We start from the raw sequence: 14,535 nt of genomic DNA on the forward strand, positions 1-14,535 counted from the left end.
TGCCTTCTTCTTACCTGGAATCAGATCGTTTCATTGGACCACGCTGCCGCATCCGTTCCTGTGATGTCTCCATCGCACGCCGCCGCTCGGCGACGGTCATGCACGCTGTCTGTTGCATACGCGACCCGACTGGCGCCTCACGGCGACAGATCAGCCGACTGTCGGCCTTTGCACGCGTCAAAATCGTATTGATCTGTTCTTGGTCATTGAACAACCGCACCCGCTCTGTCTCGCGTAAGGCGTCCACACTCGGCGCCTTCTCCATCACGCCCTGCATGCGGTCGAGCAACGAAACCACCGTCTGTCGATCCTGCGGAGAAAGCTCTGCGTAGGCGTCACCGGACATCTCGACCACAATTTCAGCGCGCTGTTGCTCGAATGTGCCACTCGTGATGTCAACCTTCCTGTCCACAGCCCACGATGTCTGGGCGACTGCGCACATCAAAACCAGACCGAAGCCTATCGACCGCTTCATGTGCCACTCCTTGGTGATCCGATCGCGACGCTACCGTCGCGCCACCTGCGGATCATGCCATCGAACGGGCCACCGCCCATGCCAAGACGCGACACACAAAAAGACCCGGACGTTGGCCGCCCGGGTCAAAGGAGTGTTGCCCCGATTGCCGTTATCCGCTGCGCCCCGGCCGAAGCCGGGGGAGAGAGCGCAAGCGCATTCCGGACGCTCAGATTAGGGTGGGATCCGTCGAAATACGGAAAAAAAACGTTCAGGTTCCGTTGGATCCGTGACGCCGCGCACGTCGCGGACGTCCAGCTCCGACGCGTGCGGCCAGATGCTCGACGATGCCCCCGGCGATATCCTGCCCCGTCACCGCCTCGATGCCCTCCAGCCCAGGCGAGGCGTTGACCTCGAGCACCAGTGGCCCCCGATCGGAGCGGATCAGATCGACCCCGGCGATCCCCAGGCCCACCACTTGGGCCGCGCGCACCGCGACCGCCTGCTCTTCCTCGGTCGCCACCACGGCACTCGCGCTGCCGCCACGATGCAGATTGGAACGAAAGTCCCCCGCCGGCGCCTGACGCAGCATCGCGCCGATGACCTGGTCGCCGACCACAAAACAGCGCAGGTCCGCGCCCTGGGCCTCGGCGATGAACTCCTGCACCAGGAAGTTGGCGTACAGGCCGCGCAGGGCCTCGACCGCGCCACGCGAGGCCGATGGCTTCTCGGTCAGCATGACGCCAGCGCCCTGCATGCCCTCGTTGAGCTTGATCACGTGAGGTGGCGGGCCGAGCATCGCCAGCAAGTCGTCAGTGTCGTCGGGATTGTCGCCGAACACCGTGACCGGCAGGCCGATACCCTCGGCAGCGAGCAGCTGCTGGCAGCGCAGCTTGTCGCGCGCCCGTGCGAATGCTGCCGAGGGATTGGGCGCGAAGCTGCCCATCAGCTCGAGCTGGTGCAGCACCGCGTTGCCATAGCGCGCCACCGAGGTGCCGAAACGCGGGATCACTGCATCGAATGCCTCGATCGAACGCCCCTTGTAGCGCAGCGAAAAGCCCTCGCTGCTGATGCGCATGTAGCAGCGCAGCGGATCGAGCACGCGCACGGTGTGCCCGCGCGTGCGTGCGGCCTCGACCAGCCGGCGGGTGGAATAGAGCTTGGTGTTGCGGGACAGGATCGCGAGCTTCATCGCAGGACCGGGCAAGCACGCGGCGCCGACGGGCCGCATCGAGGATCGACGGGAACAGCTGCAACGAAAACGGCGGCACCATCGTCGATGGTGCCGCCGCTGGAACTGGAGCGGGTGATGGGAATCGAACCCACGCTAGCAGCTTGGGAAGCTGCAGTTCTACCATTGAACTACACCCGCGCAGGGCCCCAGTCTATGCCGCCGCGGCGCGGCTTGGCAACGCCGCCGCGCGGGCGGCGGCGTGCCGGCCGCGCGGCGGTCAGAAGCCAGCGCCCAGGGTCGCAAACACCGTGGTGTGGCTGCCAGCCTTCTGACCGACCGTCAGGGTGGCGCCGACATTGGCATCCAGGCCGAACAGGCGCGCCTGGGTGCCAAGCGTCGCGGTGCCATAGCTGCGGTCGTAGCCGCGGGCCGGCACCGCGTAGTCCAGCGTCGAGGGCAGCGACTGCGCGCGCGCCCAAGCCTGGGTTGGTGCCTCCTCGAACTCGCGATCCACCGTCAGCCGCGCATACGGCCGCACGCCGCCATCGCCGGCATAGGCGAACTGCCAACCGGCGCTGCCGATCAGCGAGTCGATGTCCTGCGAGGGATAGGCCAGCGAGGTCGACATCGCCGGATCGCTCTCGGCGAAGCCGTCGACCTCGATGCGCTGCCCCACCACCGACAGCACCGGACCATGCTCCAGCGGGCCATTGCCGAAGGTCCAGCCGGCATACAGCGCGGCGGTCGTGTTGCTGCCGTCGGCCTGACCGCTGTGCACCCGCGTGGCCGGCCCGATCTGCACGGCGCGGTCGGTGTCGAAGTCCAGCCAGCTGTAGCTCAGTTGCAGGTTCACCCAGCCGCCGGCCGCGCTGCGCCAATGCGCGAAGCCGCCGACGGTCGCCTCGCTCTGGTCCCAACTGCCGCGGCGCAGGCCCCAATCATTGCCCTGCCGGCCGTAGCCGACGAAGCCGCCGAAGGTCGCGGTGCCCATCGTCCAGTCCAGACCGGCGGTCAGTGCCGGGCCGACGCCATCGTAGGCGTCGCCATGGTCGTAACGCTGCATGTCGGCGCGCACGTCGGCCCACCAGCGCCGCCCCTCGACCGGCGCGGCGGCCAGGCTCATCCGGTTGGCGACGCGATCGGCGCGCGCGCGGCCGGTCATCGACGCCGACTGCGGCAACACGGCGATCTGCTGCGGACCGTCGATCATCGACACGGCCAGATCCGCGATCATCGCCTGCGCGCGGCTGGCCGGGTGCACGCCGTCGGCGAACAGATAGGTGTCGGCCGCGTCGGGCGCGACCAGCGAATTCGGATTACAGAACAGCGACGAGGCACCGGCAGGCGCCGGCTGGGTCGCACAGGCAACCGAGGTGACATTGGTGAATCCGTAGCGAGAAGGATCGGCGGTCACTTCCTGCAGGAAGTGGAAGGTGTCGACCGGAATCACCCGCAGGCCCTGCGAGGCGAGACCGCCGTACAGCGCATCGTTGTAGGCCGTCGACAGCGCGGTGCCCTGCGCCATCGCCGCGGCACCGCCGGCACGGAACTGCGGGGTCAGGCCGACGTCCGGGATCGACGGCACCAGCACGTAACGCGCGCCTGCGCCCTGCAGGGTGCCGACCAGGCCGACCTGCGCGGTCACCGCCGCGCCGATGATCTGCTGCGCCTGGCCCGGATTGGCCGCCACCGCGAACAGGTCATTGGCGCCGCCCCAGACCGAATACAGCGCGTCGGCATCGGCGCGGCCGCCGTTGGCCGATAGGTAGGTGCGCACCTGGGTCGCCAGCGAAGGCGTCGCACCGAGGGCGCCGTTGGTATCGATCGCGACACGAGCGCCGCCGACCGCGTAGTTGTCGCCGGTCTGGCCGTTGCCGTTGGCGCTGCCATCGGTGCCGTAGCGATCGGCGACGTGCTCGGCCCAGGTCAGGCCGGGGTTGGTCGTGAACCGGCCGAGGATCGCAGTCTCTGGCCCGACCTCACGCACCAACACCGGCCGGAAGTAACCCGCGTCGGTCAGGCTGTCGCCGAAGAACACGGTGCGGGAAAAGGTGTCGGCGGCGAACGCCGGAACAGCCGCTGCGGCAAGCGCGACGGCAAGGGCGGCACGGATCGGCCTGAACGACGACATGGGGGGCTCTCCTGAAAAAAGGGCGGCATTATCTGCCGATTGGCGACCGGCCCCGTACGGGACCGCATTGCCGCGATGATCCCGCTGTGCGCTGCGCGCAGCACGCCGCACTGCGTCATGCCCGTGGCCCGGCCGGCGTGCGCCGCGCCTCGCGAACGGAGACAATCGCCGCATGAACATCCGACTCAACGGCGAAGACGCCGACATCGATCCGGGCAGCACGATCGCCGCCCTGCTGCAGGCCCAGGGACTGGGCGGGCGCCGCGTGGCGGTGGAGGTTAATGGCGAGATCGTCCCGCGGGGTCGCCACGACGCCCACGTCCTGGCCGACGGCGACCACGTCGAGATCGTCCACGCCCTGGGCGGGGGTGAGCCCCCGCGCCGATCCGATGCCATCCGGCATCGGATGCGGGGGCGAACGCCCGCACAGGGATGTGCGGGCAGGACAGCCCAGCGCCAGCACGACCGCGCCATGGACGGCGGCCACAGCGCCTCTTGCGCCTGGGCGCCGATCCGATGCCATCCGGCATCGGATGCGGGGGGCGAACGCCCAAGAACCTCGCGCAACGCGCCGTCGGTGCGTCCGGCACTCCCGCGCCGCTTGGGCGATAATCCCGGGATGAGCACTCCTTCTCCCTCGCGCGACGCCGGCCTTGTCATCGCCGGCAAGACCTACCGTTCCCGCCTGTTGACCGGCACCGGCAAGTTCGAGGATCTCGAACAGACCCGCCTCGCCACCGAGGCGGCTGGCGCGCAGATCGTGACCGTCGCGATCCGCCGCACCAACATTGGCCAGAATCCCGGCGAGCCCAACCTGCTCGACGTGCTGCCGCCCGACCGTTACACGATCCTGCCCAACACCGCCGGCTGCTACACCGCCGAAGAGGCGGTGCGCACCTGCCGCCTGGCCCGCGAGCTGCTCGACGGCCACAACCTGACCAAGCTCGAGGTGCTGGGCGACCAGCGCACGCTGTTCCCCGACGTGGTGCAGACGCTCAAGGCCGCCGAACAGTTGGTCGCCGACGGCTTCGAGGTCATGGTCTACACCTCCGACGATCCGATCCTGGCCAAGCGCCTGGAGGAAATCGGCTGCGTGGCGGTGATGCCGTTGGCCGCGCCGATCGGCTCGGGCTTAGGGATCCAGAACCGCTACAACCTGCTGGAGATCGTCGAGAACGCGAAGGTCCCGATCATCGTCGACGCCGGCGTCGGCACCGCTTCGGATGCGGCGATCGCGATGGAACTGGGCTGCGACGGCGTACTGATGAACACGGCGATCGCCGGCGCCCGCGACCCGGTGCTGATGGCCTCGGCGATGCGCAAGGCCGTCGAGGCCGGCCGCGAAGCGTTCCTGGCCGGACGCATCCCGCGCAAGCGCTTCGCCAGCGCATCCTCGCCGGTCGACGGTCTGGTCGGCTGACGCCCGCGCGATGACCGACCCGTTCTCCAGCGAAGGCGCCAAGGCGCCGCCCAAGCCGTTCACGGTGACCGAGGGCCGGCGCGAGGTGCGCAGCTTCGTATTGCGCCAGGGCCGGTTCACGCCTGCACAGCAACGCGCGTTCGACGACGCCTGGCCGCGCTTCGGCCTGGACTACACCGGCACGCCGCGCGACCTCGATGCCGCGTTCGGACGGCAGGCCTTGCGGATTCTGGAGATCGGTTTTGGCAACGGCGAAGCGCTGCGCCATTCGGCGCGCATGGATCCGGCCCGCGACCACATCGGCATCGAAGTGCATGCCCCGGGCGTGGGCCGTGTCCTCAACGGCCTGGCCGAGGACGGCAGCGACCATGTCCGCGTGTACCACCACGATGCGGTCGAGGTGCTGCGCAACGAGATCGCCGACAGCGCGCTCGACGAGATCCGGATCTACTTCCCCGATCCCTGGCACAAGAAGCGCCACAACAAGCGCCGCTTGGTACAGCCCGCGTTCGCCGCGCTGCTGGTGACCAAGCTGCGGCTGGGCGGGCGCCTGCATCTGGCGACCGATTGGCAGGACTACGCCGAGCAGATGTGGGACGTGCTCGATGCCACGCCCGGTCTGCGCAACCGCGTCGGTCCGCGCGGCCATGTGCCGCGACCGCCGTGGCGCCCGCAGACGCATTTCGAGAGCCGCGGCCTGAAGCTGGGCCACGGGGTCTGGGATCTGCTCTACGACCGGGATCCGTAATCCGTGATGCGTGATCGGGACCAGCAGGGCGCCTCCCCGGCGCGGAAGCACACCGGCTTCCGCTGGTCCCGGTCGCGTTGGAAAGCGTCATCGCCCTGATGGACACCGGCCTGGCACTCACCACCGATATGAAGATCGTCCTGGCCCTGGTGGGCCTGACGATGGTGCTATTCCTGTTCCAGCGCGTGCGCGCGGACCTGGTGGCGCTGGTGGTGCTGGTGATGCTGGGCCTGACCGGCCTGGTGGCGCCCGAGGATGTCTTCAACGGCTTTTCCTCCAACGCGGTGATCAGCGTCATCGCGACGATGATCCTGGGCATGGGCCTGGACCGCACCGGCGCGCTCAACCGCCTCGCCGGCTGGCTGCTGCGACGGGCCAAGGGCATGGAGAACCGCCTGTTGCTGCTGACCGCGGCCACCGCCGGCCTCAATTCCTCGGTCATGCAGAACCCGTCGGTGATGGCGCTGTACATGCCGGTCGCCGCGCGACTGGCGTCGCGCTCGGGGTTGCGCCTGGCGCAGATTCTGCTGCCGGTCTGCGTGGCCATCGTCATGGGCGGCGCGCTGACGATGGTCGGCAACTCGCCACTGATCCTGCTCAACGATCTATTGACCGCGGCCAACGCCAACATGCCCTCCGGCGCGGCGACGCTGGAATCGCTGAACATGTTCGCGCCGCTGCCGATCGGGCTGGCGCTGCTGATCGCCGGACTCGCCTACTTCCATTTCTTCGGCAACCGGCAGTTGGGCGAACTGAGCGACGGCGGCGACGGCCCGGTGACCCCGGCGCGGACCCAGAGCTACTTCGCCAGCGCCTATGGCATCGAAGGCGATGTGTTCGAACTGGTGGTCACCGCCGAAAGCCCGCTGGTGGGCATGACGTTCGCCGAGGCCGAGGCGATCCACCACGCGCCACTGCTGCTGGCGCTCAAGTCCGAGAACGAGTCGCGCCTGGCGCCACCGGCCGACTCGCGCATCTGGGTGGGCAGCGTGCTCGGTGCGATGGGTCCGCGGCAGCAGGTGGCCGATTTCGCGCAGAACCAGTTCCTGCGCATGAGCTCGCGGCTGCGGCACTTCGGCGACCTGTTCAATCCCAGTCGCGCCGGCATCGCCGAGGCGGTGATCCCGCCGACCTCGAAGTTCATCGGCAAGTCGGCCGCTGAGCTGAGTCTGGGCAAGAAGTACGGCGTCCGTCTGCTGGCGATCAACCGCGACAAGACCGTGCTGCGCGAGAACGTGCGCAAGATGACCCTGCGTGCCGGCGACATGCTGGTCCTGCACAGCATCTGGCAGGATCTGGCGCGCACCGCCAAGTCGCTCGATTTCCTGATCGTGACCGACTACCCCAAGGGCGAGCAGCGGCCGCACAAGTTCAAGATCGCGATGGCGATCTTCGCCGTGACGATGCTGATCGCACTGTCCTCGCGCATCCCCACCTCGGTGGCGCTGATGACCGGCGTGGCGGGCATGCTGGTGTTCGGCGTGCTGAAGATGGACGAGGCCTACAGCGCGATCAACTGGAAGACCGTGTTCCTGATGGCCTGCCTGATCCCGTTGGGCTGGGCGATGGACTCCAGCGGCGCGGCAGCCTGGGTCGCCGGTCACAGCATCGAACGGTTGCCGACCGGTCTGCCGGTCTGGCTGCTGGAGATCGCGGTCGCGCTGCTGACCACGGCGTTCTCGCTGGTCATCAGCCACGTCGGCGCGACGATCGTCGTGGTTCCGCTGGCGATCAACCTGGCCCTGGCCGCCGGCGGCAACCCGACCGCATTCGCGCTGATCGTCGCGCTGTCGGCCTCCAACAACTTCGTCACCCAGTCCAATCCGGTGATGTCGATGATCATCGGCCCGGCGGGCTACACGGCCAAGCAGCTGTGGAAGATCGGCCTGCCGATCTCGCTGATGTACACCGCGATCGTGGTGCTGATGGTCAACCTGCTGTTCGACTGAGGACTCAGCCGGCGACGTCCGGCTACCGGGCGCGTAGTGCCGCCCCAGTCCGCGACGCTCAGCCCAGCACCACCTGCCCCTCGTGCACCTGCACCGGAACGGCGCGCAGCGCCTCACCCTTGCACGGCCCGGCGACGCAGACGCCGTCGTCAGTGCGGAAACTCGCACCGTGCGCGGCGCAGACCAGGTGCCCGTCCTTGGAGGCGAGGAACTGACCAGGCGCCCAGTCGAGCCGACGGCCGGCATGCGGACAGATGTTGAGCCAGGCGCGGACCTGACCGCCGTCGCGGTGCAGCACCAGCGACTCGGCTTCGCCGTCGACGACGCCTTCCGCCTCGGCGAAGCCGCCATCAGCGATGGCATCGACTGCGAGCAGACGGGCGCCGTCACATGGTTTTAACGAAGGCATTACAACTCCGGGAGGCGACCGACCGATACTGGACCCCTCGGCCAACCCGGCCATTGTGTCACGAGCATTGCAGCCGCCATGTCCAACGCCTTCTTCCGCGATCTCCACGCCCGATTCGATGCCTCCGGTGTCCGTGCGGTATTCGCGCCGCGCAAGCCGCGGCACCCGGTGTTGCGGGTGTTGCTGGGCCTGGTCGGCGTCGCCCTGCTCGCGGTGTTGCTGGTGGCCGGCCTGTTCGTCGGCGCGGCGATGCTGCTGTTCGGACTTGCCCGCCGCTTGCTGGTGCGTGGCGACGCGTCGCCGGCCCGCGATGACCGCATCGTCGAGGCCGAGTACCGCGTCGTGCGCAATCGCGACCAGCCGCTGCTACGCTGAGCGTGCAGCGGCGCCTGAATCCAGACCTGAGTCGATGACCGATCCGTCGTACGACGTGGTGCCCGCTGCGGCGCCAACCCGACTGGCTGTGCGCGGTGGCGGCCAGTTTCCGGTCCGGCGCGTGTACTGCGTGGGCCGCAATTTCGCCGACCATGCGCGCGAGATGGGTGCCCAGGCGCCCGCCTCGAAGGCCGAGCGCGGCGTGCCGGTGTTCTTCGCCAAGCCTGCCGATGCGGTGGTGACCGCCGGCGAAGTGCCCTACCCCAGCGCCACCCGCGAACTGCATCACGAGGTCGAACTGGTCGTGGCGATCGGCCGCGACGCGCCGCCCGGCGAATTGCCGGTCGACCGCGCCGCCGAGCTCGTCTACGGCTACGCAGTCGGCCTGGACCTCACCCGTCGCGACCTGCAGGCCGCCGCCAAGGCCAAGGGCCTGCCCTGGGACGTGGCCAAGGGGTTCGACGCCTCGGCGCCGGTCGGCGAACTGGTGCCGGCAGCAGTCGTTGGCACGCTGGCACCGCGGACGTTGTCGCTCGAGGTCAACGGTGTGCTGCGGCAATCGTCGACGCTCGCGCAGCTGATCTGGGATGTGCCCGAGATCCTGCATGAGTTGTCCAAGCTGTTCGCGCTACGCGCTGGCGACTTGGTGTTCATGGGCACGCCGGCCGGTGTCGCCGCCCTGCATCCGGGCGATGTCTGCGTCGCCCGGCTCGACGATGTGCTCGAGCTCCACTGCAAGGTCACTTCGCCGCCGTTATAGTCCTGCGCGCATTCCACTTACAGCGCAGGAGACACCATGGGCATACTCGCCGAGTTCAGGGAATTCGCCGTCCGCGGCAATGTCATCGATCTCGCGGTCGGCGTGGTCATCGGAGCGGCGTTCGGCAAGATCGTCACCGCACTCGTCGAGAACCTCATCATGCCGTTCATCGGCCTGCTGACCGGTGGCATCGATTTCTCCAGATGGGCGATCACGCTGCGCGCGGCCCAGGTCGATGCGGCCGGAGAGGAGATCCCGGCGCTGGTGCTGGGCATTGGCAACGTCGTCAACACGATCGTGCAGTTCGTCATCGTCGCGTTCGCGATCTTCATCGCAGTGCGCTTCATCAACCGTCTCAAGCGCAAGCAGGCCGAAGCGCCGGTCGAGCAGAAGCCGGCCGAGCCGAGCGAAGAAGTCAAGCTGCTGCGCGAGATCCGCGATTCGCTTCGCAAGCCCGACGCCCCGATCGCCTGACCCGCCTCCCACGCCGGACCTCTGGCACATCGCCTCAGAACGGGCCGCGCGCGACAATGCGCACGGCCCGTTCCTATTCCAGCCGGAGATCGCGCATGCGTCCTGCCCCGCTTCTGAATGTCCTCGCCCTCGCTCTGCTGTCGGGCGCCTTGCTGGTTCCGGGCACCGGGACTGCGCGCGAACGCGCTTCCGCACCGGTGGCGCAGACCTCACTGGACGCGGCAGCGCAGCTGCGCGAGCGCGCCTTGCAGGATGGCACCGCCTACCGGCTGATCGAATCGCTGACCACGCAGATCGGCCCGCGCCTGCCGGGCAGCGAGGCCGATGCGCGCGCGGTCGAATGGGCCAAGGCGCGTTTCGCCGAGCTCGGCTACGACCGGGTGTGGACCGAACCGGTGACCTTCCCGAAGTGGGAACGGCGCAGCGAGCACGCGGCGGTCGTCGGCGCCCATGCCCAGCCGCTGGTGCTCACCGCACTGGGCGGCAGTCCGGGCGGCGAGGTGTCGGCGCAGATCGTGCGCTTCGACAGCCTCGCCGCACTCGAGGCCGCCGACCCGGCGACGCTGCGCGGACGCATCGTGTTTGTCGACATCCCGATGGCACGCTCGCGCGACGGCAGCGGCTACGGTGCCGCCGGCGCGATCCGCAGCCGCGGGCCGTCGATCGCCGCGCGCAAGGGCGCGGCCGCCTACCTGATGCGCTCGATCGGCACCAGCCCGCACCGCGTCGCCAACACCGGCATCACCCGCTTCGATGCCGACGTCACGCCGATCCCGGCAGCCGCATTGTCGCTGCCCGACGCCGACCAGCTGACCCGCCTGCTGCGGCTGGGGCCGGTCGAAGTCGCGCTTGCGCTCGACTGCGGCTGGAATGGCACGTACACCTCGCAGAATGTGATCGCCGAGCTGACTGGCCGCGAGCGGCCGGAGGAGATCGTACTGATTGCCGGCCATCTCGATTCCTGGGACCTGGGCACCGGCGCGGTCGACGACGCCTCGGGCGTGGGCATCACGATGGCCGCCGGGCACTTGATCGCGCAGCAGCCGCAGCGTCCGCGGCGCAGCGTGCGCGTGGTCGCGTTCGCGAACGAGGAACAGGGCCTGCTCGGCGCGCGCGCTTATGCCGACGCGCACGGCGGCGCCGATGTGATCGCGCGGCACGTGATCGGCGCGGAAAGCGACTTCGGCGCTGGTCGCATCTACGGCTTCAACACCAGCGCCCCAGCGGGGCAGCGTGCGACCAGCGATGCGATCGCCGAGGTGCTGCGCCCGCTCGGGATCGACTATCTGCAGGACAAGGGCAGCCCGGGCCCGGACATCTCGCCGCTGGCGGCCAAGGGCGGCGCCTGGGGCTGGCTGGGCCAGGACGGCACCGACTACTTCGATCTGCACCACAACGCCGACGACACGTTCGACAAGGTCGACCCCGACGCGGTCGCGCAGAACACGGCCGCCTATGCGGTCTTCGCGTGGCTGGCGGCAGAGTCCGACGAAAGCTTCGGCAGCGCGCCCAAGACCGACGCCACGCCGGCGCACTGAGGCAGTGCGCCCTCAGGCGCGCACACGCGTGGCGGTCAGCGGTGCTGCTGCCGCCACTGCGCCAGCAGCACCGCAGTGGCCGAGGCGACATTGAGGCTCTCGACCGCGCCGCTGCCGGGGATGCCCAGCTTGCTGTCGCAGGCCTCGGCGAGTGCGGCGTCCATGCCCTCGCCCTCGGCGCCGAGCACGTAGACCAGCCGCGACGGCAGCGCGGCCTCGAACAGATCCTCGCCGCCGCGCACGACCGTGGCGGCCAGCTTGAAGCCCGCGCTGCGCAACTGCGCCAGCGCGTTCTCGTCGCGGCCCAGGCGGACGAAGCGCACGGCCTCCGCGCCGCCCTCGGCAACACGCGCGGCCGCCCCCGACAGCGCGAGCGAGGCGTCCTTGGGCAGCAATACCGCACCGACCCCGAAGTGCGCGGCCGAGCGGAGGATCGCGCCGAGGTTGTGCGGGTTACCGACGCCATCGAGCCACAGTGCGCAGGCAGGTCCTTCGGGCAGGGCCTGCAGCCAATCGCCGAGCGGCAGCGGCGCCTCGCGCAGCACGTCGGCAACGATGCCTTCGTGATGCGCGCTCGCGGCAAGCTTGCGCAGGTCGTCCTCGCCGACGACGCGGTAGCCCACGCGGTTGGCCGCGCACCACTTGAGCATCGGCTGCAACTGCGGAATGCGCGCCTCGAGCAGATACAGCTTGCGGATCGCCTCGGGCCGCCGCGCGAACACCGCCTCGATCGCATTGCGCCCATACAGGCGCAGTTCGCGACGGTCCTCACCTGATGCTTCCGCAGACGCTGCGGCAGGGACCGGCCGTGACGATGCTGCGGCCGGCGATGTCGTGCGCGCGCGCGCCCCCCATGGGCTGTCACGACCCGGCGTGGGCGCCGACGTGCGGGGCGTGTCGCGGCCGCTGCCCGACCAGGGGGACTTCGTCATGTCAGGGCACCTTGCGCCAGAAATCGGCATTGCGAATCCCAAGCTTGTCGGGATCGAAAACGGGATCAAGCCCCTGCTTTTTCTGCTGCTCGTAGTCGCGCAGGGCTTGCAATGCCGGCTTCTGCAGGATCAGGATCGCGACGATATTGAGCCAGGCCATCAGGCCCACACCGATGTCGCCAAGCATCCAGGCCATCTCGGCACTGCGGATCGCACCGAAGATCACCATGCCCAGCAGCGCCACGCGCAGCAGCAACGTTCGGCCCGGACGCGCGACGTGATTGTTGAGGTAGGTCAGATTGGTCTCGGCCATGTAGTAATAGGCCATGATCGTGGTGAACGCGAAGAAGAACAGCGCCACCGCGACAAAGATCGCGCCCCAGCCGGGCAGGATCGACTCGATGCCCGCCTGCGCGAAGCCTGACCCGGCCTCCACGCCCGGCAGCGCTTCGTGCAGCATCGCGCCTTCCGGGCCGACGACGTTGTACATGCCGGTCGCCAAGATCAGGAACGCGGTCGAGGTGCAGACCAGCATCGTGTCGAAGTAGATCGCCCAGGCCTGCACATAGCCCTGCTTGGCCGGGTGCGAGACCTCGGCCGCCGCGGCGGCATGCGGCCCGGTGCCTTGACCGGCCTCGTTGGCGTAGATGCCGCGCTTGACGCCCCACTCCACCGCCAACCCGAGCATCGCGCCAAAGCCGGCGTGCACGCCGAACGCACTCTCGAAGATGATGCGGAACATCGTCGGCACGAAGTCGTAGTTGATGACCATCACCGTGACCGCGGTGAGGATGTAGGCGATCGCCATGAACGGGACCACCAGTTCGGCGAACGCGGCGATGCGCTTGACGCCGCCGAAGATGATCACCGCCAGCATCAACGCCACGACGATGCCGATGCCCGCCTTGAGCGCGGTGCGTGCTTCCATGCCCATCCACTGGCCGGACAGATCGCCGCACACCGTGCTGCCGGCGCAGACATTGGCGATGCTGTCGGCGATCGCATTGGCCTGCACGCCCGGCATCAGCAGGCCTGCCGCCAACAGCGTCGCGAATGCGAACGCCAGCGCATACCACTTCAGTCCCATCGCTTTTTCGATGTAGTACGCAGGACCGCCGCGATAGCGACCTTCGGCGTCCTTCTCCTTGTAGATCTGCGCCAGGGTGCACTCGACGTACGACGTCGAGGCGCCGAGGAAGCCCATCACCCACATCCAGAACACCGCACCCGGGCCACCGAACGCGATCGCGGTGGCGACGCCGGCGATATTGCCGATGCCGATGCGCCCGGCCATCGACATCGCCAGCGCCTGGAACGAGGACACACCGGCATCGGACTTCTGGCCGGTGAACGTGAGCCGTGTCATCTCGACAAAGCCGCGCACCTGCATGAAGCGGGTGCGAAGCGTGAACCACAGTCCGGCGCCCAGGCACAGCGCGATCAGCGCCTTGCTCCAGATCAGACCATTGAGGGCGGTAAGCAACTGATCCATCGATCTGGCTCCGGGCTGGACGGGGGCGGGTGACGCGGACGACGCACGAAGGATCGATTTTCCACGATCAGGGGTCCGAATGCGACGCACTGTCGCAGCGGCGGGCATTGCACCTTCCGGCGCCAGGGGTCAGCCCGACTCAGGCGGCTCGCCGCGCAGCAATCCGAAGAGGCGAAGATCGTGTGGGCCATCGGCCTTGCGTATCGCGCCGCGCAATCGGCCCTCCTCCACGAAGCCGTTGCAGACGAGCACCCGCGCAGACGCCGGGTTGAGATCGAGCACGTTGGCCTGCAACCGCGTCAGCCCGAGTACGTCCATCACCCAGGGCACATAGGCCGCGACCACCCGGCGCATGATCCCGCGGTTCCAGTGCACGCGCGCCAGCCAGTAGCCGAGCTCCGCCGAATGCGCACGCTCGCCTGTCCCCTGCCGGGCATCGATGCTGCCGCAGGCCTCGCCGTCGATCTCGATCGCCAGCACCGGCCCGGACAGATCGACCACCTTGCCGGCCAGGAACGCCTCGCCGTCGGCGCGCGTGTAGGGGTTGGGAAAGCGATCGCTGAGCCCGCGCACGACCAGCGGATCGTCGGCATAGCGCAGCAATACCTCGAGATCGGCGTCGCGCCAGCGCCGCAGCACGAAGCCGTCCCCCTCGATCCGCACCTCGTCCCAACGCATC

At 68.7% G+C, this 14,535-nt stretch carries 15 protein-coding genes and 1 tRNA gene; 7 read left to right on the plus strand and 9 right to left on the minus strand.

Translation table 11 applies throughout. The features are described 5' to 3' along the window. Nucleotides 1–10: 10 nt before the first annotated feature. The 5 genes from BEN78_02425 to BEN78_02445 all read right to left on the minus strand — a co-directional run bounded on the left by BEN78_02425 (nucleotide 11) and on the right by BEN78_02445 (nucleotide 4,162). Nucleotides 11–475 carry a hypothetical protein gene (locus BEN78_02425; protein ID ASR42417.1) on the minus strand — a complete coding sequence of 155 codons (465 nt, stop codon included), beginning with the start codon at nucleotides 473–475 and terminating at the stop codon, nucleotides 11–13. A gap of 250 nt (nucleotides 476–725) precedes the next feature. Then, entirely contained in the window at nucleotides 726–1,646 is a 921-nt protein-coding gene (locus tag BEN78_02430; protein ASR42418.1) for a ribosomal protein S6 modification protein, read from the minus strand. 106 nt (nucleotides 1,647–1,752) lie between these two features. Further along, a tRNA-Gly gene (locus BEN78_02435) sits at nucleotides 1,753–1,826 on the minus strand. Between the two features lie 79 nt (nucleotides 1,827–1,905). Next, nucleotides 1,906–3,759, minus strand: a complete 1,854-nt coding sequence (locus BEN78_02440) for an esterase (GenBank protein ASR42419.1) — start codon at nucleotides 3,757–3,759, stop codon at nucleotides 1,906–1,908. Nucleotides 3,760–3,874: 115 nt separating this feature from the next. Continuing rightward, nucleotides 3,875–4,162: a hypothetical protein gene (locus BEN78_02445; GenBank protein ASR42420.1), complete on the minus strand. Its 288-nt coding sequence runs from the start codon at nucleotides 4,160–4,162 to the stop codon at nucleotides 3,875–3,877. A gap of 216 nt (nucleotides 4,163–4,378) precedes the next feature. On the opposite strand from BEN78_02445, the gene BEN78_02450 reads away from it, so the two are divergent. From BEN78_02450 to BEN78_02460, 3 genes are all read left to right on the plus strand, one after another. Then, nucleotides 4,379–5,179: a thiazole synthase gene (locus BEN78_02450; GenBank protein ASR42421.1), complete on the plus strand. Its 801-nt coding sequence runs from the start codon at nucleotides 4,379–4,381 to the stop codon at nucleotides 5,177–5,179. 10 nt (nucleotides 5,180–5,189) lie between these two features. Beyond that, nucleotides 5,190–5,927: a tRNA (guanosine(46)-N7)-methyltransferase TrmB gene (locus BEN78_02455; protein ID ASR42422.1), complete on the plus strand. Its 738-nt coding sequence runs from the start codon at nucleotides 5,190–5,192 to the stop codon at nucleotides 5,925–5,927. Nucleotides 5,928–6,025: 98 nt separating this feature from the next. Then, a complete protein-coding gene (locus BEN78_02460; GenBank protein ID ASR44860.1) occupies nucleotides 6,026–7,876 on the plus strand; it encodes a potassium transporter TrkA in 1,851 nt (616 codons plus the stop codon). A gap of 58 nt (nucleotides 7,877–7,934) precedes the next feature. Here the strand turns inward: BEN78_02460 and BEN78_02465 are convergent, their stop codons facing one another. Further along, entirely contained in the window at nucleotides 7,935–8,285 is a 351-nt protein-coding gene (locus BEN78_02465; protein ASR42423.1) for a ferredoxin, read from the minus strand. Between the two features lie 78 nt (nucleotides 8,286–8,363). Between BEN78_02465 and BEN78_02470 the strand changes: the two genes are divergently transcribed. From BEN78_02470 to BEN78_02485, 4 genes are all read left to right on the plus strand, one after another. Then, entirely contained in the window at nucleotides 8,364–8,660 is a 297-nt protein-coding gene (locus tag BEN78_02470; protein ID ASR42424.1) for a hypothetical protein, read from the plus strand. A gap of 34 nt (nucleotides 8,661–8,694) precedes the next feature. Continuing rightward, nucleotides 8,695–9,420: a fumarylacetoacetate hydrolase gene (locus BEN78_02475; GenBank protein ID ASR42425.1), complete on the plus strand. Its 726-nt coding sequence runs from the start codon at nucleotides 8,695–8,697 to the stop codon at nucleotides 9,418–9,420. A gap of 36 nt (nucleotides 9,421–9,456) precedes the next feature. Continuing rightward, nucleotides 9,457–9,894: a mechanosensitive ion channel protein MscL gene (locus BEN78_02480; protein ASR42426.1), complete on the plus strand. Its 438-nt coding sequence runs from the start codon at nucleotides 9,457–9,459 to the stop codon at nucleotides 9,892–9,894. 230 nt (nucleotides 9,895–10,124) lie between these two features. Then, complete coding sequence (locus BEN78_02485; protein ASR44861.1) at nucleotides 10,125–11,432, plus strand: aminopeptidase; 1,308 nt, start codon at nucleotides 10,125–10,127, stop codon at nucleotides 11,430–11,432. Nucleotides 11,433–11,467: 35 nt separating this feature from the next. On the opposite strand, the gene BEN78_02490 is transcribed toward BEN78_02485, so the two are convergent. The 3 genes from BEN78_02490 to BEN78_02500 all read right to left on the minus strand — a co-directional run bounded on the left by BEN78_02490 (nucleotide 11,468) and on the right by BEN78_02500 (nucleotide 14,534). Then, on the minus strand, nucleotides 11,468–12,364 hold the full coding sequence (locus tag BEN78_02490) for an rRNA methyltransferase (GenBank protein ASR42427.1): 897 nt from the start codon (nucleotides 12,362–12,364) through the stop codon (nucleotides 11,468–11,470). A 1-nt stretch (nucleotide 12,365) separates the two neighbouring features. Then, nucleotides 12,366–13,856, minus strand: a complete 1,491-nt coding sequence (locus tag BEN78_02495) for a sodium:alanine symporter (protein ID ASR42428.1) — start codon at nucleotides 13,854–13,856, stop codon at nucleotides 12,366–12,368. A gap of 129 nt (nucleotides 13,857–13,985) precedes the next feature. Then, a complete protein-coding gene (locus tag BEN78_02500) occupies nucleotides 13,986–14,534 on the minus strand; it encodes a GNAT family N-acetyltransferase (protein ID ASR42429.1) in 549 nt (182 codons plus the stop codon). Between the last annotated feature and the right edge of the window lies 1 nt (nucleotide 14,535).

Source organism: Xanthomonas citri pv. mangiferaeindicae (assembly GCA_002240395.1).
Classification (GTDB): Bacteria; Pseudomonadota; Gammaproteobacteria; order Xanthomonadales; family Xanthomonadaceae; genus Luteimonas; species Luteimonas citri_A.